This window comes from Allobosea sp. R86505 (assembly GCF_042466375.1).
In the GTDB taxonomy this organism is placed as follows: Bacteria; Pseudomonadota; Alphaproteobacteria; order Rhizobiales; family Beijerinckiaceae; genus Allobosea.
The window spans coordinates 1-19557 of sequence record NZ_JAXHPY010000001.1; the positions used below are offsets into that span (position 1 = coordinate 1).

Annotated in this window: 13 protein-coding genes; 9 read left to right on the top strand and 4 right to left on the bottom strand. The window is 67.6% G+C overall.

What is annotated here, in order from left to right; all coding sequences use genetic code 11:
- The 6 genes from SJY11_RS00005 to SJY11_RS00030 form a co-directional block, all read left to right on the top strand.
- Positions 1 to 591 (top strand): tyrosine-type recombinase/integrase (locus SJY11_RS00005; RefSeq protein WP_376984326.1); only part of this gene is annotated, 591 nt, incomplete at its 5' end.
- 16 nt (positions 592 to 607) lie between these two features.
- Entirely contained in the window at positions 608 to 1819 is a 1212-nt protein-coding gene (locus SJY11_RS00010) for an IS91 family transposase (protein ID WP_376984328.1), read from the top strand.
- Positions 1820 to 2260: 441 nt separating this feature from the next.
- Complete coding sequence (locus tag SJY11_RS00015; protein ID WP_376984330.1) at positions 2261 to 3124, top strand: tyrosine-type recombinase/integrase; 864 nt, start codon at positions 2261 to 2263, stop codon at positions 3122 to 3124.
- A 16-nt stretch (positions 3125 to 3140) separates the two neighbouring features.
- Positions 3141 to 4352, top strand: a complete 1212-nt coding sequence (locus SJY11_RS00020; protein ID WP_376984328.1) for an IS91 family transposase — start codon at positions 3141 to 3143, stop codon at positions 4350 to 4352.
- Positions 4353 to 4700: 348 nt separating this feature from the next.
- Positions 4701 to 5525, top strand: a complete 825-nt coding sequence (locus tag SJY11_RS00025; RefSeq protein WP_376984331.1) for a tyrosine-type recombinase/integrase — start codon at positions 4701 to 4703, stop codon at positions 5523 to 5525.
- A gap of 16 nt (positions 5526 to 5541) precedes the next feature.
- The gene (locus SJY11_RS00030; protein ID WP_376984328.1) at positions 5542 to 6753 is read left to right on the top strand and encodes an IS91 family transposase; all 1212 of its coding nucleotides are present in this window, start codon (positions 5542 to 5544) and stop codon (positions 6751 to 6753) included.
- 440 nt (positions 6754 to 7193) lie between these two features.
- Here SJY11_RS00030 and SJY11_RS00035 read toward each other — a convergent pair whose 3' ends face one another.
- The 4 genes from SJY11_RS00035 to SJY11_RS00050 are packed head-to-tail and all read right to left on the bottom strand — an operon-like array spanning position 7194 to position 13086.
- Entirely contained in the window at positions 7194 to 8774 is a 1581-nt protein-coding gene (locus SJY11_RS00035; RefSeq protein WP_376984332.1) for an amidohydrolase, read from the bottom strand.
- Positions 8775 to 8823: 49 nt separating this feature from the next.
- Positions 8824 to 9762 (bottom strand): HlyD family secretion protein, encoded by a 939-nt coding sequence (locus tag SJY11_RS00040; RefSeq protein ID WP_376984334.1) that lies wholly within the window; start codon positions 9760 to 9762, stop codon positions 8824 to 8826.
- A 19-nt stretch (positions 9763 to 9781) separates the two neighbouring features.
- Positions 9782 to 12124 (bottom strand): ABC transporter permease, encoded by a 2343-nt coding sequence (locus SJY11_RS00045; protein ID WP_376984335.1) that lies wholly within the window; start codon positions 12122 to 12124, stop codon positions 9782 to 9784.
- Positions 12124 to 13086, bottom strand: coding sequence for an HlyD family secretion protein (locus SJY11_RS00050; protein WP_376984336.1), 963 nt, complete (start codon positions 13084 to 13086; stop codon positions 12124 to 12126). The genes SJY11_RS00045 and SJY11_RS00050 overlap by 1 nt, the downstream gene beginning before the upstream one ends.
- 260 nt (positions 13087 to 13346) lie before the next feature.
- Here SJY11_RS00050 and SJY11_RS00055 point away from each other — a divergent pair, with 260 nt between their 5' ends.
- The 3 genes from SJY11_RS00055 to SJY11_RS00065 all read left to right on the top strand — a co-directional run bounded on the left by SJY11_RS00055 (position 13347) and on the right by SJY11_RS00065 (position 19538).
- Complete coding sequence (locus SJY11_RS00055; RefSeq protein WP_376989214.1) at positions 13347 to 16058, top strand: decarboxylase; 2712 nt, start codon at positions 13347 to 13349, stop codon at positions 16056 to 16058.
- A gap of 4 nt (positions 16059 to 16062) precedes the next feature.
- The gene (locus SJY11_RS00060; protein ID WP_376984338.1) at positions 16063 to 17763 is read left to right on the top strand and encodes an aspartate:alanine exchanger family transporter; all 1701 of its coding nucleotides are present in this window, start codon (positions 16063 to 16065) and stop codon (positions 17761 to 17763) included.
- A gap of 80 nt (positions 17764 to 17843) precedes the next feature.
- On the top strand, positions 17844 to 19538 hold the full coding sequence (locus SJY11_RS00065) for an aspartate-alanine antiporter-like transporter (protein WP_376984340.1): 1695 nt from the start codon (positions 17844 to 17846) through the stop codon (positions 19536 to 19538).
- The last annotated feature ends 19 nt before the right edge of the window (positions 19539 to 19557 follow it).

Consider the following 19557-nt stretch of genomic DNA (forward strand, 5'->3'; position numbering starts at 1 on the left):
AGTGACCGCATGGCGCGGATCCCGACGCCCGATCGCCTGCCGGTGGTTCTGGACACGCAGGAGGTGGCGCTGCTGTTGGCGCATGCGCGGAGCCTGAAGGACCGCGCCGCGCTGAGCATCGCCTATGGCTGCGGCCTGCGCGTCTCGGAGATCGCCAACCTCAAGGTCACCGACATCGACAGCGCCCGCATGCTGATCCGGGTCGAGCAGGGCAAGGGCCGCAAGGACCGCTATGTCATGCTCGCGCCCGACCTGCTCGATCTGCTGCGGCAGTGGTGGCGGGTGAAGCGGCCGCGCGGCTGGCTCTTCCCCGGCCAGCAGCCGGGCCAGCCGATCACGACGCGCCAGCTCAACCGGGCCTGCCATGCTGCAGCCGAGGCAGCCAAGCTCGACAAGCGGGTGTCAATGCACACGTTCAGGCACAGCTTCGCCACCCATCTGCTGGAGCGGAAGACCGATATCCGCGTCATCCAGGTCCTGCTCGGGCACAGGAAGCTCGACACCACCGCCGTCTACACCCGCGTCGCGCTGAAGACGCTGCGCGAAGTGACGAGCCCGCTCGCGCTGCTGGCGCCGCCGCCACCGCCATAGCGGTCCCGCGCCGATCATGGCGCGGCCTTCGCTGGAGGTTGCGGATATCCTGAACCGGCATGGCGAGGCCTATCTCGCGCGCCATCGGCTCAGCCGCGGTCAGCTCAAGGTGATGGGTGCCATCCGGGCCTGCCGCACGGCTGCGCTCGGCGGCCATGTCATGGCCTGCGGCGACTGCGATCACGCGGCCATCGCCTACAACTCCTGCCGCAACCGGCACTGCCCGCGCTGCCAGGGCGCAGCGGCAAAGGACTGGCTCGCGGATCGCCAGGCCGATCTCCTGCCCGTGCCCTACTATCATCTCGTCTTCACACTGCCGGCGTCGATCGCAGCGGTCGCCTACCAGAACAAGGCCGAGGTCTACGGCCTGCTGTTCAGGGCTGCAGCCGAGACGCTCGCCACCATCGCGAGCGATCCCCGGCATCTCGGCGCCCGCATCGGCTTCACCAGCGTACTGCACACATGGGGATCGGCGATGACGCACCATCCCCATCTCCACATCATCGCGCCCGGCGGCGGCCTGTCGCCGGACGGCGCTCGCTGGATCTCATGCCGATCCGGCTTCTTCCTGCCCGTGCGCGTGCTCTCGCGGTTGTTCAGACGGCTCTTCCTCGAAGGGCTCGCGGCCCTGCACGCGGCCGGGCGGCTCGCTTTCCAAGGCAATCTCGCCGATCTGACTGAGGCCGATGCCTTCGCCTCCATGCTGGCGCCGCTGCGGCGCGCCGACTGGGTCGTCTATGCCAAGCGCCCCTTCGGTGGCCCTGAGGCCGTGCTGGCTTATCTCGCCCGCTACACCCACCGTGTCGCCATCGCCAACAGCCGCATCATTGCCGTGGATCGGCACAGGGTCACGTTCCGCTGGAAGGACTATCGCGCCCGCTCCACCGGCAAGGGCCGGCGCAAGACCATGACGCTGACGGCCCACGAGTTCATCCGCCGCTTCCTGCTCCATGTCCTGCCCGACGGCTTCCACCGCATCCGCCATTACGGCCTGCTCGCCTCGAGCCGCCGTGCCGACACCATCGTCCGCATCAGGCAGATCATCGCGGCGACGACGCCGGACGACATCGCCAGAGACGACGTCCCGGTCGCCGCAGCGCAACCCGAGCAGGCCTCTGAACCCCACCCGCCATGCCCATGCTGCGGCGGCCGCATGATCCTCGTCGAGCGCTTCGCGCCGGGCACAGCGCCGCGAACCATCCTCGCCGTCAGGATCGACACATCATGACGATGGCCCCATGGCGGCATCTTCAGGAAGCACTGCCGATCTCGGCCAGAGAGCGGGCAATCCCGTTCGGCCCAATCGCGGAAACGGAGATGGCCGCGGTCTCGGATCCACCAAATGTGCAGCTAAACCTCAGCTTCGGGGCCGCTCGGTCGGAGCATCGCACCGTCGCCTCGCGCCTCGCACGATCTCGCAGACCATACCGCGCGGCGAAATCCCCATAGCCCACGGCCCCGGGCCGCGGCTTCCTCCCTTGGAGGCTTTCGGACGCCGGCCCTCAGCCCAGTCCGAACCCGCTCGCATGGGCCGGCATCCGAAACCCTTCACAGTGGACTAAGCCGCTCTCGCGGCAGGGTGCTGCGGCGCGGTCATCGCTGAGATTTCGCCTGTGAGGCGCTGCATCCGAGGATTTGGGGTCGTTTCCCCTGATCCCTGGAGGTTTCCATGATCGATGCCGTCACCGTCAGCCCGCTGCGCCAGCGGATGATCGAGGACATGACCATCCGCCGGTTCGGCGAGCACACGCAGCGCGACTATGTCCGGCAGGTGCGTGAGTTCACGGCCTTCCTTGGGTTGCCGCCGGACCGGGCCGAGCCCGAGGATCTACGGCGCTATCAGCTTCACATGGCTTCGCTCGGCGCCAGCTATGCCCGGATGAACCTGGCCTGCACGGCCCTGCGCTTCTTCTTCCACGTCACGCTGGGCCGGACCGGCTTTGGTGACCGCATGGCGCGGATCCCGACGCCCGATCGCCTGCCGGTGGTTCTGGACACGCAGGAGGTGGCGCTGCTGTTGGCGCATGCGCGGAGCCTGAAGGACCGCGCCGCGCTGAGCATCGCCTATGGCTGCGGCCTGCGCGTCTCGGAGATCGCCAACCTCAAGGTCACCGACATCGACAGCGCCCGCATGCTGATCCGGGTCGAGCAGGGCAAGGGCCGCAAGGACCGCTATGTCATGCTCGCGCCCGACCTGCTCGATCTGCTGCGGCAGTGGTGGCGGGTGAAGCGGCCGCGCGGCTGGCTCTTCCCCGGCCAGCAGCCGGGCCAGCCGATCACGACGCGCCAGCTCAACCGGGCCTGCCATGCTGCAGCCGAGGCAGCCAAGCTCGACAAGCGGGTGTCAATGCACACGCTCAGGCACAGCTTCGCCACCCATCTGCTGGAGCGGAAGACCGATATCCGCGTCATCCAGGTCCTGCTCGGGCACAGGAAGCTCGACACCACCGCCGTCTACACCCGCGTCGCGCTGAAGACGCTGCGCGAAGTGACGAGCCCGCTCGCGCTGCTGGCGCCGCCGCCACCGCCATAGCGGTCCCGCGCCGATCATGGCGCGGCCTTCGCTGGAGGTTGCGGATATCCTGAACCGGCATGGCGAGGCCTATCTCGCGCGCCATCGGCTCAGCCGCGGTCAGCTCAAGGTGATGGGTGCCATCCGGGCCTGCCGCACGGCTGCGCTCGGCGGCCATGTCATGGCCTGCGGCGACTGCGATCACGCGGCCATCGCCTACAACTCCTGCCGCAACCGGCACTGCCCGCGCTGCCAGGGCGCAGCGGCAAAGGACTGGCTCGCGGATCGCCAGGCCGATCTCCTGCCCGTGCCCTACTATCATCTCGTCTTCACACTGCCGGCGTCGATCGCAGCGGTCGCCTACCAGAACAAGGCCGAGGTCTACGGCCTGCTGTTCAGGGCTGCAGCCGAGACGCTCGCCACCATCGCGAGCGATCCCCGGCATCTCGGCGCCCGCATCGGCTTCACCAGCGTACTGCACACATGGGGATCGGCGATGACGCACCATCCCCATCTCCACATCATCGCGCCCGGCGGCGGCCTGTCGCCGGACGGCGCTCGCTGGATCTCATGCCGATCCGGCTTCTTCCTGCCCGTGCGCGTGCTCTCGCGGTTGTTCAGACGGCTCTTCCTCGAAGGGCTCGCGGCCCTGCACGCGGCCGGGCGGCTCGCTTTCCAAGGCAATCTCGCCGATCTGACTGAGGCCGATGCCTTCGCCTCCATGCTGGCGCCGCTGCGGCGCGCCGACTGGGTCGTCTATGCCAAGCGCCCCTTCGGTGGCCCTGAGGCCGTGCTGGCTTATCTCGCCCGCTACACCCACCGTGTCGCCATCGCCAACAGCCGCATCATTGCCGTGGATCGGCACAGGGTCACGTTCCGCTGGAAGGACTATCGCGCCCGCTCCACCGGCAAGGGCCGGCGCAAGACCATGACGCTGACGGCCCACGAGTTCATCCGCCGCTTCCTGCTCCATGTCCTGCCCGACGGCTTCCACCGCATCCGCCATTACGGCCTGCTCGCCTCGAGCCGCCGTGCCGACACCATCGTCCGCATCAGGCAGATCATCGCGGCGACGACGCCGGACGACATCGCCAGAGACGACGTCCCGGTCGCCGCAGCGCAACCCGAGCAGGCCTCTGAACCCCACCCGCCATGCCCATGCTGCGGCGGCCGCATGATCCTCGTCGAGCGCTTCGCGCCGGGCACAGCGCCGCGAACCATCCTCGCCGTCAGGATCGACACATCATGACGATGGCCCCATGGCGGCATCTTCAGGAAGCACTGCCGATCTCGGCCAGAGAGCGGGCAATCCCGTTCGGCCCAATCGCGGAAACGGAGATGGCCGCGGTCTCGGATCCACCAAATGTGCAGCTAAACCTCAGCTTCGGGGCCGCTCGGTCGGAGCATCGCACCGTCGCCTCGCGCCTCGCACGATCTCGCAGACCATACCGCGCGGCGAAATCCCCATAGCCCACGGCCCCGGGCCGCGGCTTCCTCCCTTGGAGGCTTTCGGACGCCGGCCCTCAGCCCAGTCCGAACCCGCTCGCATGGGCCGGCATCCGAAACCCTTCACACCGTCAGCCCGCTGCGCCAGCGGATGATCGAGGACATGACCATCCGCCGGTTCGGCGAGCACACGCAGCGCGACTATGTCCGGCAGGTGCGTGAGTTCACGGCCTTCCTTGGGTTGCCGCCGGACCGGGCCGAGCCCGAGGATCTACGGCGCTATCAGCTTCACATGGCTTCGCTCGGCGCCAGCTATGCCCGGATGAACCTGGCCTGCACGGCCCTGCGCTTCTTCTTCCACGTCACGCTGGGCCGGACCGGCTTTGGTGACCGCATGGCGCGGATCCCGACGCCCGATCGCCTGCCGGTGGTTCTGGACACGCAGGAGGTGGCGCTGCTGTTGGCGCATGCGCGGAGCCTGAAGGACCGCGCCGCGCTGAGCATCGCCTATGGCTGCGGCCTGCGCGTCTCGGAGATCGCCAACCTCAAGGTCACCGACATCGACAGCGCCCGCATGCTGATCCGGGTCGAGCAGGGCAAGGGCCGCAAGGACCGCTATGTCATGCTCGCGCCCGACCTGCTCGATCTGCTGCGGCAGTGGTGGCGGGTGAAGCGGCCGCGCGGCTGGCTCTTCCCCGGCCAGCAGCCGGGCCAGCCGATCACGACGCGCCAGCTCAACCGGGCCTGCCATGCTGCAGCCGAGGCAGCCAAGCTCGACAAGCGGGTGTCAATGCACACGCTCAGGCACAGCTTCGCCACCCATCTGCTGGAGCGGAAGACCGATATCCGCGTCATCCAGGTCCTGCTCGGGCACAGGAAGCTCGACACCACCGCCGTCTACACCCGCGTCGCGCTGAAGACGCTGCGCGAAGTGACGAGCCCGCTCGCGCTGCTGGCGCCGCCGCCACCGCCATAGCGGTCCCGCGCCGATCATGGCGCGGCCTTCGCTGGAGGTTGCGGATATCCTGAACCGGCATGGCGAGGCCTATCTCGCGCGCCATCGGCTCAGCCGCGGTCAGCTCAAGGTGATGGGTGCCATCCGGGCCTGCCGCACGGCTGCGCTCGGCGGCCATGTCATGGCCTGCGGCGACTGCGATCACGCGGCCATCGCCTACAACTCCTGCCGCAACCGGCACTGCCCGCGCTGCCAGGGCGCAGCGGCAAAGGACTGGCTCGCGGATCGCCAGGCCGATCTCCTGCCCGTGCCCTACTATCATCTCGTCTTCACACTGCCGGCGTCGATCGCAGCGGTCGCCTACCAGAACAAGGCCGAGGTCTACGGCCTGCTGTTCAGGGCTGCAGCCGAGACGCTCGCCACCATCGCGAGCGATCCCCGGCATCTCGGCGCCCGCATCGGCTTCACCAGCGTACTGCACACATGGGGATCGGCGATGACGCACCATCCCCATCTCCACATCATCGCGCCCGGCGGCGGCCTGTCGCCGGACGGCGCTCGCTGGATCTCATGCCGATCCGGCTTCTTCCTGCCCGTGCGCGTGCTCTCGCGGTTGTTCAGACGGCTCTTCCTCGAAGGGCTCGCGGCCCTGCACGCGGCCGGGCGGCTCGCTTTCCAAGGCAATCTCGCCGATCTGACTGAGGCCGATGCCTTCGCCTCCATGCTGGCGCCGCTGCGGCGCGCCGACTGGGTCGTCTATGCCAAGCGCCCCTTCGGTGGCCCTGAGGCCGTGCTGGCTTATCTCGCCCGCTACACCCACCGTGTCGCCATCGCCAACAGCCGCATCATTGCCGTGGATCGGCACAGGGTCACGTTCCGCTGGAAGGACTATCGCGCCCGCTCCACCGGCAAGGGCCGGCGCAAGACCATGACGCTGACGGCCCACGAGTTCATCCGCCGCTTCCTGCTCCATGTCCTGCCCGACGGCTTCCACCGCATCCGCCATTACGGCCTGCTCGCCTCGAGCCGCCGTGCCGACACCATCGTCCGCATCAGGCAGATCATCGCGGCGACGACGCCGGACGACATCGCCAGAGACGACGTCCCGGTCGCCGCAGCGCAACCCGAGCAGGCCTCTGAACCCCACCCGCCATGCCCATGCTGCGGCGGCCGCATGATCCTCGTCGAGCGCTTCGCGCCGGGCACAGCGCCGCGAACCATCCTCGCCGTCAGGATCGACACATCATGACGATGGCCCCATGGCGGCATCTTCAGGAAGCACTGCCGATCTCGGCCAGAGAGCGGGCAATCCCGTTCGGCCCAATCGCGGAAACGGAGATGGCCGCGGTCTCGGATCCACCAAATGTGCAGCTAAACCTCAGCTTCGGGGCCGCTCGGTCGGAGCATCGCACCGTCGCCTCGCGCCTCGCACGATCTCGCAGACCATACCGCGCGGCGAAATCCCCATAGCCCACGGCCCCGGGCCGCGGCTTCCTCCCTTGGAGGCTTTCGGACGCCGGCCCTCAGCCCAGTCCGAACCCGCTCGCATGGGCCGGCATCCGAAACCCTTCACATTAGCTGACGTTGGCGCTCCGCCCACGAGCGGACATTGCCGTTCTGGCTTCGCAACACGGCCGAACTGCCGGCAAGGCAACGTCGGCGGCCCTGAAATGATCGCCCCCTTCCTGCTTATGGCGCCTGGACCTGCGAGAGCAGTTCGTCGCCTCCCGTCTTGACCAGGAAGGGCGGCAACCCGCGGGGTGTCTTCCGGCTGTCGGGAATGGCCGACACAAAGGGGCGGTCGCCTCGCCGTCTCTGGAAGTCGGCTTTGGCAGCCTGGCGCAGCCCGGCATCGGTCATCAGGTCGAACCCCACGCCAGCGAGAATCCGCGCCGTGGCGATCGAGGCCTTGTCGCCGATCGACATGCCGCCGCAGGCGGTCACGGGCCAGGTGTGCAGGCCGATCCCCAGCGGCAGCGTCGGCCAGCCGAAGACGCCGGCCGGCGTCTGATGGCTGACGTCCCCGACATCGGTCGAGCCGCCCGCCGCGACATTGACCAGGAACGGCAGCGGCTTCTCCGCCATGCCGGCTTCCGGGACCTGCATGGCCCGCTGGCAGGCTTTCGCAAAGGCCTGCTCGTCCGGCGTCCAGTCCGTCGGGATGGCCAGGATATGAGCATAGAGCTGCCGGGCCAGTGGCTCGTTGGGAAGCAGATCGTACATCCCGAAGAAATGGTCGAATTCGGCCGTGGTCTGGGTCGCCATGGCGGCGCCGTCGGCGATCTGGCGCATCCAGTGCGTCATCGCGGTGACCTTATCGCGGTCGACATCGCGGATCGCGATCCAGATCTGCGCGAGGTCCGGCACGATGTTGGGCGCCACTCCGGCGGATTCGTAGATGTAGTGGATCCGGGCGCTCGGCAGGATGTGCTCGCGCATCATCTGCACGCCGATGCCGAAGAGCTCAGCGGCTTTCAGGGCGCTGCGTCCTTCCCAGGGCGCATTGCCGGCATGGGCCGTCTTGCCGCGAAAGATGACCTTGGCATTGTTCGTGGCCGTCGTGCGCACCGTGCCTGCGGCCGCGAAGGGGGCCGGATGCCAGGCCAGAACGGCATCGACATCGGCGAAGAGGTTCGCGCGCGCCATGTAGACCTTGGCGCCCTCGGTCTCCTCCGCCGCGCAGCCATAGACCCTGATGGTCCCGGGCGTGCCGGCCGCCTGCATCATGCGCCTGAGTGCCAGCGCTCCCCCGGTGCAGCCGGCGCCGAGCATGTTGTGGCCGCAGCCATGGCCGATCTCGGTTCCGGTCGGACCTGGTTTCTGGACGGGCTCGGCGGCATTGCCGAGTCCCGGCAGCGCGTCATATTCGGGCAGATAGCCAATGATCGGCCCGCCACTGCCCTGGCTCCACTCGGCGATGAAGGCGGTGGGGATGCCGGCCGTCGCCCGGCTGGAGATGCGGAACCCACCCGCTTCAAGCTCGCGGATGTGGATCTGGTGCGACTTGACCTCCGCCAGCGACAGTTCGGCCGTCGCCCAGACCTCGCGCGAGATCCTGATGATGGCGTCACGGGTTTCGCTCACGGCCTTGGCTGCCAGCGCGACTGAAGCCGGCGGTTGTGTCGTCGCCCCCACGGCTGCCGGGGCGGGCGAGGCGACCTGCGCCAGAACGGGGACAGCGACCCCCGCTCCCAGCGCGGACGCCCCGAGCGCCAGGCCCGTCGATGTCGCGAGAACGTTGCGGCGGTTCAGCTTCGGCTCGATCGTCATCGTCTTCACCCTTCCTGCGAAAGAGGTCACGTCTCGACATGAGCCGTGCTCAGGGTCGTCGCGAGAGCCACACGGTCATGCCCGGCTGGAGCTGCGGATCCGGCTGAACGGGTTCGAGCCGGATCCGGAAGCTGTTCAGATCATGAGCGCCCACGGCGCGCGCGGCGCGCCAGGTGGCGAATTCGCCCAGCGGGCGCAGTTCGGTCACCCGCGCCTGAAGCGTCTGACCGCCGACCTTGTCGACCGAAACCGTCTGTCCGATCGCCAGCCCCCGCAGCGCATCTTCGCGCAGGGTGAAGCTGAGCCAGGTCTGGCCATCGGGCACGAGGGTCAGGATCGCCCGGCCGGCCGGAACGATCTCGGCGAGCTCGACGATGCGGATGCCGATCGTGCCGTCCATCGGCGCGGTCAGCCGCGTCTTGTCCAGCCGTGCGGCGAGATCGGCGAGGCTTGCCTGTGCTAGCGCGAGCTTGGCGTCCAGCAGCGCGCGCTCCTCGGCTACGGGGCCGGCTGTCGCCGCGTCCCAGTCGGCCGTCTTGAGGGCGAGATCGGCCTGGGCCTTCGCCAATGCAGCCGTGCTTTCGTCGAGCTGGGCCCGCGAGCCGACATTGCGCGCCGCCAGCGCCGCGATGCGGGCGGCATATTGCTCGGACAGGAGGAGATTGGCCTTCGCGGTCTCGACGGCCTGACGCGCGATGGCGATCTCTTCCGCACGCGGTCCCGCCAGGACGCGGTCTCGCTCGGCATTGACGCTTCCGACGGCCGCCTGCGCTTCGGCGACCGAGGCCGTGAGTTCGGGGCTGTCGATGACGGCCAGGACCTCGCCTTGCCGCACGCGCTGGCCGGGGAGGGCCGCGACCGACTTCAGGCGCCCGCCGATGGTCGGTGACAGCTTGATCTGCGTCTGGCGCACCATGCCGGCGATGGCTTCCGCCTTTGCCACGGAGGGGCCGAGCCCCATCGCGACAAGGGCGGCGAATGCGAACAAGGGTGAGGCCGGCGACGTTCTAGCGCTCATCGGCGATGGCCCTTTTCGGCATGAGCAATGGCGAGAGCATCGCCAGGACGGCATAGAGGCAAGCCAGTCCCCACAGCACCAGCCAGTCGCGATGCACATCCGCGAAGGAGGCGCCCATCTGGTTGATGCGCACCAGCCCGTCGATCGCGGTCGTGCTGGGGATGACGAGGCTCGCCATGCGCAGCCCGCCGGGGATGGCCTCCGGCGGCCAAGCGACGCCCACGAGAAAGAACAGCGGCAGGCTGACCGAGATCAGCAGCAGGACGGAGGTCTCGCGCCGGCGGAAAAACGCGCCGACGAACTGGCCGAGGAAGCTGACGGCTAGAATGAAGGGGATCGAGAAGACGATGAGGTCGAGAACGCGGCCCTGCTGCGAGAACCCGTAGAACCGCGGCAGCACGATCAGATAGAGCGCGAAGCCGGGCAGCACGAGCAGGAGATGCGCGAGCGCCTGGCCCAGGACCGCGCCTGGCTGGAGCCGTGCGCGACGCGAAGCGGCCCGGCCCGTCAGGAAGGCGAGCCCGCCGAGCATGGCCGCGCCCATCAGCAGCGTCTGCTGCAGGATCAGCACGAAGGCGGCCGGCACGGCATAGCTGCCATAGCCGCCGGTCGGGTTGAAGAGCGGCTGGCTGACGACCTCGACGGGCGCATTGGTGACCAGCGCCTGACGATAGAGACTTCCGTCGGAGCGTGCGCCTCGCGACGCGATCTCCGCCGATACGGTGCCGACGGCCTCGAGGATCGACTGGGTAACACGGCTGTAGATCAGCAGATAGGCGGAATCGACATAGGCCGGGATCGCCACCCGCTCCCCGCGGATGAGTTCGCGCTGCGCGTTGGCGGGAATGGCGACGACGCCATAGACCTCGCCTCGCGCCATCGCCGCCTCGGCCTCGGCCAGGGTCGCACCGCGCATCGCCACACTGACGCCCTCATGGGCCGAGAGCGCCTGCACGATGGTGCGGCCGAGCTCGGAGCCGTCCTGATCGACCACGGCGATCGGTACGTTGCGCATGAGCTGGGTTGCGTAGGGCTGTGGATACAGAAAGCCGTAGATCAGGGGGCCCAAAATAATCAGGCCGAAGACGCCGCGGTCGCGCATCACGCGCAGGAATTCCCCCATGAAGCCGCGCACCAGCCTCGTCCTGGCGGTGGCGCGGCTGAGCCGGGGCTCGGGGGCGGCGGCGAAGGGCTGCCGCGCCAGGGCGCGAAGACGCATCCAGGCCAGACCGCCATAGAACAGCGCGAGCGTGGCCAGAGCGGTGAAAGCTATCGCGGAGGTGCCGACCGGCACGCCTCTCGCGGCCTGATCGAACAGCACCTCGATGTACCAGCGCAGCGGCAGGATCGCCCCCCAGGCGACTGAAAAGTCGTTCATGGCGAGAATCGGATAGCCGACGCCGGCAAAGCCGAAGGCCGGCGAGCACAGGACGCCGGTGAGGACGAGGCCGGAGGGCAGGCTCTTGACCAGGAGCGGCAGCAGCGCCCCCAGCGACAGATAGCCGACGATCAGCAGGCAGGCGGCGGCCGCCACCATCACGGGATCGCCCCTGAAGGGAACGCCGAACAGGCCGTGGATGATCACGAGCCCGACCATCATCATCAGCAGGAAGATCGCGGCATAGGGCAAGAGCTTGCCGGTCAGCGCCGTCAGCGGCGAGCCCCCGGCGGTGGCGAGCCAGCCGCGCATGTCGCGCTGGCTGAATTCGGAGCCGACCGCATAGCCCGCCGCGCAGGCGATCAGCACATGCAGGATGGTCGGCAGGATCGAGCGCAGCAGGAACTGGGCGTAGTTCAGGCCCGGATTGGTCAGCACGAACTGCTCGACGACCAGCGCGCCCGGCGCATCGCCGGCTGACGCGGCTGAACCTTTCGGCAAATTGGCGACGGCATTCGACAACGCGACCTGCAGCCCGCTGGCGGCGACGTTGCCGGGCGTGAGGAACTGCTTGTTGGCGAAGATCACCGCCTGCGGGCGTTTGCCCGCGAGAATGTCGCGCTCGAAATCGCGCGGCAGATAGACCGCGGCGATCGCCTGTCCCGACCGGATCGACGTCATTGCGCCGGTCAGATCGTTCGAGCGGTGCGCGACCCGGACGCTCGGGGAGGCGGCGATGGTCTCCACGAGGGCCAGCGACGTCGCGGAATTGTCGAGGTCGACGACGTCGATCTTGAGTTCCCGGATGACGGCTGCGCTGAAGGTTGTCGCCAGAACGGCGAAAGACATCAGCGGGATGACGAACAACAGGATGAGCGCGACCTTGTCACGCCAGATCCAGGAGACTTCGCGGCGGGCGACGGCAAGCAGACCCGTGTCCGCCACGGCGCCCATCAGCGTGCGCCGGCGCGGTCGAAATGGGCGCTCATGCCCGGCCTCAGCCCAGGCAGCGGATCGACCGGATAGACCCGCACCTCGAAGCTGCGCAGATCGAAATCGCCCGTCGCACGGGTGGCGCGCCAGCCGGCATATTCGCCGCGGCTCGCGATGCTGCGGACGGCCACAGTGATGCTGCGGTCGCCAAGCGCCGGCACCGTGACGTTGAGCCTGTCGCCGGGCTTGAGACCCTTGACCAGATCCTCGCGGAGATTGAAGCGCAGCCAGACGTCGCCGAGATCCACCAGGGACATCAAGGGCACGCCGGGCGAGACAAACTCGCCCTGTTCTGCGCCGATTTGGTAGATCTGGGCTGCGGCGGGCGCCTTGACGACCAGTTCGGCGGCCTGGGCCTTCAAGGTCTCGATCGCGGCCTCTGAGCGGGCGACTGCCGCGTGCGCCACGCCGCGTTCCTCGGCCGTCGCACCGGCTTGTGCCGCCGCCAGGGCGAGCCTCGCCTGCTCGGCGCTGCGCAGCGCGACGTCGAGCGATGCGGTGGCCTCATCGAGCCGTTGATTGGACGCAAAATCCCGGTCGGCCAGCAGTTTGACGCGGTCGTAGCTCTGCTGGGCGAGATGGGCGGAGGCTTCCGCTGCGGCCAGCGCCGCCTTGCGCGCAGCGATCGTCTCCGGACGCGTCCCGGCCTCGATCCGGCTCAGATCGGCGAGGGACACCGCATGCGCGGCTTCCGCCTCGGCGAGCTTGGTCAGCAGTTGTTGGTTCTCGATGGTGAGAAGCACCTGACCCGCCACGACATTATCGCCGCGCCCAGCGGGCCTCGTCGCGATGCGGCCATCGATGCGAGCAGCGATATCGATGCGGGTGGCATCGGCCTCGCCCTGGACGAGCAGAACCTGAGGGCGTGTGACGTAAAAGAGCGAGAGGCCAAACATCGCCGCCATGAACGTGCCGACGAACACAGCAGCGGCCTTCGACGCTGGCGTAGCGACGGCCAGCCCCTCCCGATAATCGCCAAAATTGTCATCTGGCCCCCGAGATGTATTCACCGACGGAATCCCCTGATTCAATTAAATAAAAACGATATAAAAAGCCCCGGCTAACGGTCTAAAAAACCAGAAATTACCGTTGGTAAATGACGCCGATTGGGTGTTGAATACTGTCAGATGACCAACAGGAAGTCATCCTTCCTAGGCGGAAAATTTGGAGAGGCGCTATGGCGATACAGACCTCGAACGGGGCCGGCGCTTCGCGCGTCGATCATCTGTTTTCCGCACCCGCTGCCCGCGCCGATCGCTGGCGCCGCCTCGCATCGTGCTGCGAGGCCTGGAGCCGTGGCAAGGCTGGCCGCTCCGATGTCGACGGCGTGATGACTGAGGCTGCCGCCCTGGAGGAGTTCTTCGCATTCCCCGGCTCGCGCCAGATGGCGGCCCTGAAGGACCGCATCGCGGCAGACGACGCCGCCGGCAGCGCCGTGGCCGCACGCCGGATCAGCAGCCAGTTGCTCAACCGCTCCTACCGAGCCGGTTTCGACGGGACCGACCAGAGCGACGACGCCGCCAGCGCAGCCGAGTTGTCCTTCGCGCCGCATCACGTCCAGGCGCGGCCCTATTTTGAGGTGCTGTTCGTCTCAGCGGCACCGCCCGCGCGCTGGGCCTCACTTGCGGCCGAGATCCGCCGCCTGCGCCGGCCGGAGGACAGCTTCATCTACGAGCCGGTCTTCGTCGGGTCATTCGAGGATGCGCTCTGCGCCGCCGCGCTCAATCCGTCGATCCTGGCGGTCGTGGCGCATCAGGGGTTTGATCTGCGCTCGCGGCACGACATGCCGGTGCTGCGGACGATCATCGATCCGGCGCTGGAAGACGCCGGCGCCGACAGGACCGCGCTCGGCCTGTGCCGCAGCCTCAAGAGGATGCGTCCCGAACTCAACCTGTACCTGCTGAGCGACCAGAACGTCGAGCAGATGGCTGGCGATCCGGCTGCCAACGCTGTGCGCCGGATCTTCTACTCGGTGGAAGAGCCGCTTGAACTCCATCTGGCCGTGCTCGAAGGCATTCAGGATCGGTACCAGTCGCCCTTCTTCGACAATCTGAAAGCCTACGCCAAGCGGCCTGTCGGCACCTTCCACGCGCTTCCAATTGCGCGCGGCAAGTCGATCTTCAAGTCCGACTGGATCCGCGACATGGGCGAGTTCTACGGGATCAACCTGTTCCTGGCGGAGTCCTCGGCGACGACGGGCGGGCTCGATTCCCTGCTCGAACCCACCGGCACGATCAAGCAGGCGCAGGCGTTGGCGGCGCGCGCCTTCGGCGGCGACCACGCCTTCTTCGTCACTAACGGCACCAGCACCTCCAACAAGATGGTTCACCAGGCCCTGTGTGCGCCGGGCGATATCGTCATCCTCGATCGCAACTGCCACAAGTCGCACCATTACGGATGCGTGCTCGCCGGCGCCCAACCGCTTTATGTCGAAGCCTTCCCGCTGACGGAATTCTCGATGTATGGCGCGGTGCCGCTGGCGACGATCAAGGCGGCGATGCTGGCGCTGCGCGCTGAAGGACGGCTCGACCGGCTGCGCATGGTCGATCTGACCAACTGCACCTTCGACGGACACATGTACAACACGCGCCGGGTGATGGAGGAATGCCTCGCCATCAAGCCCGACGTGATCTTCCTGTGGGACGAGGCCTGGTCGGCCTTCGCGCGCTGGTCGCCCTATCTGCGGCCGCGCACGGCGATGGGCGCTGCCGCCGAGATCGAGGCATCGCTGGCCACGCCGGAAGCGCTCGCCGCCTGGGATAGCCAGCAGGCGCTTCTGGGGGACAACCCCAGCGACGAGGTGCTGCTGAACACCAGGCTGGTGCCCGATCCGCGCGCCGTGCGGCTGCGGGTCTACCAGACCACCTCGGTTCACAAGAGCATGTCCGCGATCCGGCAGGGCTCGATTGTCATCGTCAAGGACGTCGATTTCGGCTCGATCGAGGCGCAGTTCCACGAGGCGATCTTCACCCATGCCTCGACCAGCCCCAACCAGCAGCTGATAGCCTCGCTCGACGTGGCACGCCGGCAGATGGAGCTCGAAGGCTATGGGCTGGTGATGAACGCCATCGAGATCGCGCTCGCCATCCGCCGCGCCATCGCAGAGCACCCGCTGATCTCGAGGTATTTCTCGATCGCTGGCGCCGACCAGATGATCCCGGAGCGCTTCCGCCAGTCGGGCTTCGTCGACTTCCTGACGCCCGACACCACGTGGGGCGACGCGCTGAAAGCCGTGCGCGAGGACGAGTTCATCCTCAACCCCACCCGCATGACCCTGATCTGCGGCGCGGCCGGGTTCGACGGCACCCAGTTCAAAGGCATCCTGGCCGAGCGCTTCAACATCCAGGTCAACAAGACCTCGCGGAATTCGGTGCTGTTGCAATCCAACATTAACAACACCCGCAGTGACGTGGCGCATTTCATCCGGGTGCTGGCCGAAATCTGCGCCGGCATCGAGAAGACGCTGGCACAGGGCGGCGCGGCCGGGCGCGGCAGCTTCGACGCACGCACCACATCGCTGATGACGGACGTGCCAGATCTGCCGAATTTCTCGTCGTTCCATCCGGCTTTCCGGAAGGATGCCGGCGCGGATACGCCGGAGGGCGACATGCGCAGCGCCTTCTACGCGGCCTACAATGCCGCCGAATGCGAGTATGTGCCGATCTTCGGTGCGGCCTGCGACGAGCGGCTGGCAAACGGCCCGCCGATGGTCTCGTCCAATTTCGTCATTCCCTACCCGCCGGGCTTTCCAATCCTCGTGCCCGGGCAGGTGGTGACCGAGCACACCATCACCTTCATGCGGAAGCTCGATGTGAAGGAGATCCATGGCTACGAGCGTGAGAAGGGCCTGAAGCTCATCACCACGGCGGCTCTCGCCAAGCGCATGGGGAGCTGACCCCATGGCGGCCTTCTTCACCTTCCTGGCGTCCAGCCCCTATATCCTGCTGTTCTTCACCGTCGGCCTCGCCGTCTGGATCGGCCGGCAGACCATTGCTGGCTACGGCCTCGGCATGGTCGCCTCTGCCATCATCGTCGGTTGCGGGCTGTCGGTCTGGGCCTCGGTCTACGGCCAGAAGCTCGAACTGGATAATTTCACGCGGCTGCTCTTCTACTATCTCTTCATGTACGGCGTCGGCCTGCGCGTCGGCCCGTCCTTCGTCAACAGCCTGGGCGGCGACGGGCTGAAATTCACGCTGCTCGCGATCGTCAGCTGCGTTCTCGGCCTCGGCATCACCGTTCTGGGCGCCAAGCTTTTGGGGCTGCCTCCGGGCGCGGCAGGCGGTATCCTCGCGGGCTCGCAGACCATGTCGGCGTCGATCGGCTCAGCCGAGCAGGCTGCGCTCTCAGGCGTGCTGACACTGCCGGCCGGCACCACGCCGGCGGACGTCAGCGCGATGATCGCCCTGTCCTATGGCATCACCTATATCTGGGGCACGGTCGGCATCGTGCTCATCACCAAATACCTGCCGCGCTGGTGGGGCATCGATGCCAGCGCCGCCGCAAAGGACTATGAGAAGGCCAATGGCGTGGCGAGCGGCGACGGGCCGATCATCACGGGCTGGCGGTCGTCGGGCGCACGCGCCTACCGCCTCGAAAACGCGGAGTGGAATGGCCGCACCATCGGCGACCTGCTGAGCCGCTACCCGCAATACCGCATCGGCAACGTGCTGCGCGACGGGGTACCTGTCGGCGTCGAGCCTACCGTCGTGCTGCAGACGGGCGATGTGATCGCGCTCGGCGGAACGCCGGAAGCACTGACGGCTAATATGGGTCTCCTCGGCCCCGAGGTCGCCGACCGGGCGGCGCTCGACGTTCAGCTCGACCGCGCCGACATCCTCGTCACCAACAAGGCCATGCTGTCCAAGACCTATGCCGAGATGCGAGCCTTGCCCGGCGTGGATCAGCTTCAGGTCGTGGCGATCGAGCGTGGCGGCGTGCCGATCCCGATCGGCACTGCAACCACGCTGCAGCGCATGGACATCGTCACGGTCGTTGGCCTCAAGAGCGCGGTCAATGGCGTCGGAAGCCTGTTTGGCCGGATCGTGCGCCCCAGCGTCGCGACCGATCTGCTGACACTCTCGGTCGGCATGATCCTGGGGTTCCTGATCGGGGCGATCGAGTTCCCCGCCTTCGGCGCCTCGATCGGTCTGGGCAATGCCGGCGGCCTTTTGGTCTCAGGGATCCTGGTCTCCTCGCTCTCGTCGCGCTTACGCTTCTTCGGCAACACGCCGACCGCCGCTCGCAACGTGCTGGAGGATCTCGGGCTGATCGTCTTCGTCGCGATCGTCGGCATCAATGCGGGGAATTCGCTGCTGGCGCAGCTCACTGGGATCCTGGCGGTCAAGATCTTCGTCGTCGGCTTCCTCGCTTGCTCGATCCCGCCGATCCTGGTCTGGGCGATCGGGTTTCACCTGTTCAAGCTCAACCCGGCCGTGCTGATGGGTGGCGTCGCGGGGGCGCGCAGCCATTCGGGCCCCTGCCGCGAGGCCACGGTCGAGATCCAGTCGAACGTACCGTGGATCGGGTTTCCCGTGGCCTACGCTGTCTCCGGCGTGCTGCTGACGGTGTTCGGCTATTTCGCCATGGTCCTGGCCAACTAGCCGGCCGGCTCCAACGACGGCAACGGGCTGCCCGCCTTCGCGCGCGCGGCCCGTTTCGGCAGATGAGAGGGGCTCGAGGCGTGGTTTGGTTCGGCAACTTCCTGGTCGGGTACCCGGAACTGGCGGTCTTTCTGGCGATCGGATTGGGGTACTGGATCGGGAGCGTCAGCTTCGGCGCCTTCAAGCTCGGGCCCGTCACCGGCTCGCTCTTTGCCGGCCTCTCGATCGGCCAGTTCGCCGAGGTGCCAGTCTCGCCGATCGCCAAATCCTTCCTGTTCCTGCTGTTCCTCTTCGGCATCGGCTACTCGGTCGGCCCCCAGTTCGTCGCCAGCCTGAAGCGCGACGGGCTAAAACCGGTGGCGCTGGCGATCGTCACCACCGTCGCGGGCCTGTTGACCGCGATCTCGGTGGCCAAGGTGCTTGGCCTCGATGCCGGCTATGCGGCCGGCCTGGTATCGGGCTCTCTGACCGAGTCGCCCGCGATGGGGACGGCGACCGACGCGATCAACGCCCTGTCGATCCCGGCTGCCGAGAAGGCGCGCCTGATCAGCCACATCGCGGTGGCCGATGCCGTCTGCTACATTTCCGGCTCGGTCCTGACCATCTGGTTCATCAGCTCCATCGCGCCGCGGCTGATCGGCGCCGATCTCGTGGCGGAATCGCTGAAGCTGGAGACCGAACTCGGCATCACCCGCCAGGCGTCGGGCATCGTCTCGGCGTGGCGGCCTTATGAATTGCGGGCGTTTCGCATCGGCGCGAACAGCCCGCTGATCGGCCTCAGCATTGCCGAATGCGAGAAGCGCAGCCCCGGCGAGCGGATGTTCGCGCAGCGCATCCGGCGCGCGGGCGAGCTGATCGAGGTGTCGCCGAACACCACCATCGCGGCCAACGACGTCGTGGCCGTATCGGGGAAGCGCGAGGCATTGGTGGCATTGATCGGACCCGACCGCGAGGAGGTCGAGGATGTGTCCCTGCTCGACATGCCCGTGGCCATGCTCGACGTGCTTGTGTCGGCCCCCGGCGCGTCCGGCCGGAGACTGGGCGACCTCGCGGGGCTCGCTGAATCGCGCAACGTCTACCCGCGCTCGCTGAAACGGGGCGGGCAGGAAATTCCCATCAGCGCACAAACCGAATTGCACCGCGGCGACATCCTCCGGCTGATCGGCCATGAGCGCGCGGTGGAGACCGCCGCCGCCCTGATCGGCCAGATCGTGCGGCCGCCGGAGACGACCGATTTCGTGGTGCTCGGGCTCGCAATCTTTCTCGGCGGACTCGTCGGAACCGTCATTTCGATCCCGATCGGCGGGTTGACGATCTCGCTCGGCACCAGTGTCGGCGCATTGCTGGCAGGGCTGCTCGTCGGGCATCTGCGCACGCGACATCCCCTGTTCGGCCGCATCCCGGACGGAGCGGTGACCCTGATGACCTCGCTAGGCCTGGCCGCTTTCGTGGCGATGACCGGCCTGCATGCCGGGCCGATCTTCTTCAGCGCGCTGGCCGAGGCCGGGATCGGCCTGATGTTCGGCGGCATGGTGGTAACGCTGACGCCCCTGCTGACGGGCCTTGCCTTCGGCCATTTCGTCCTGCGGATGAACCCGGTGCTGCTGCTCGGCGGGCTCGCCGGTTCAATGACCATGACGGCCGCGATGGCGGCCGTCCAGGTCCGCGCCAACAGCCCCGTCGCGGTTCTCGGCTACACCCCGGCGGTCCCGCTCGCCCACATCCTGCTGACGACATGGGGCACGGTGATCGTCGGCGTCATCGCGAAGGGCTGAAGAGAAGGTCGCGCGACCG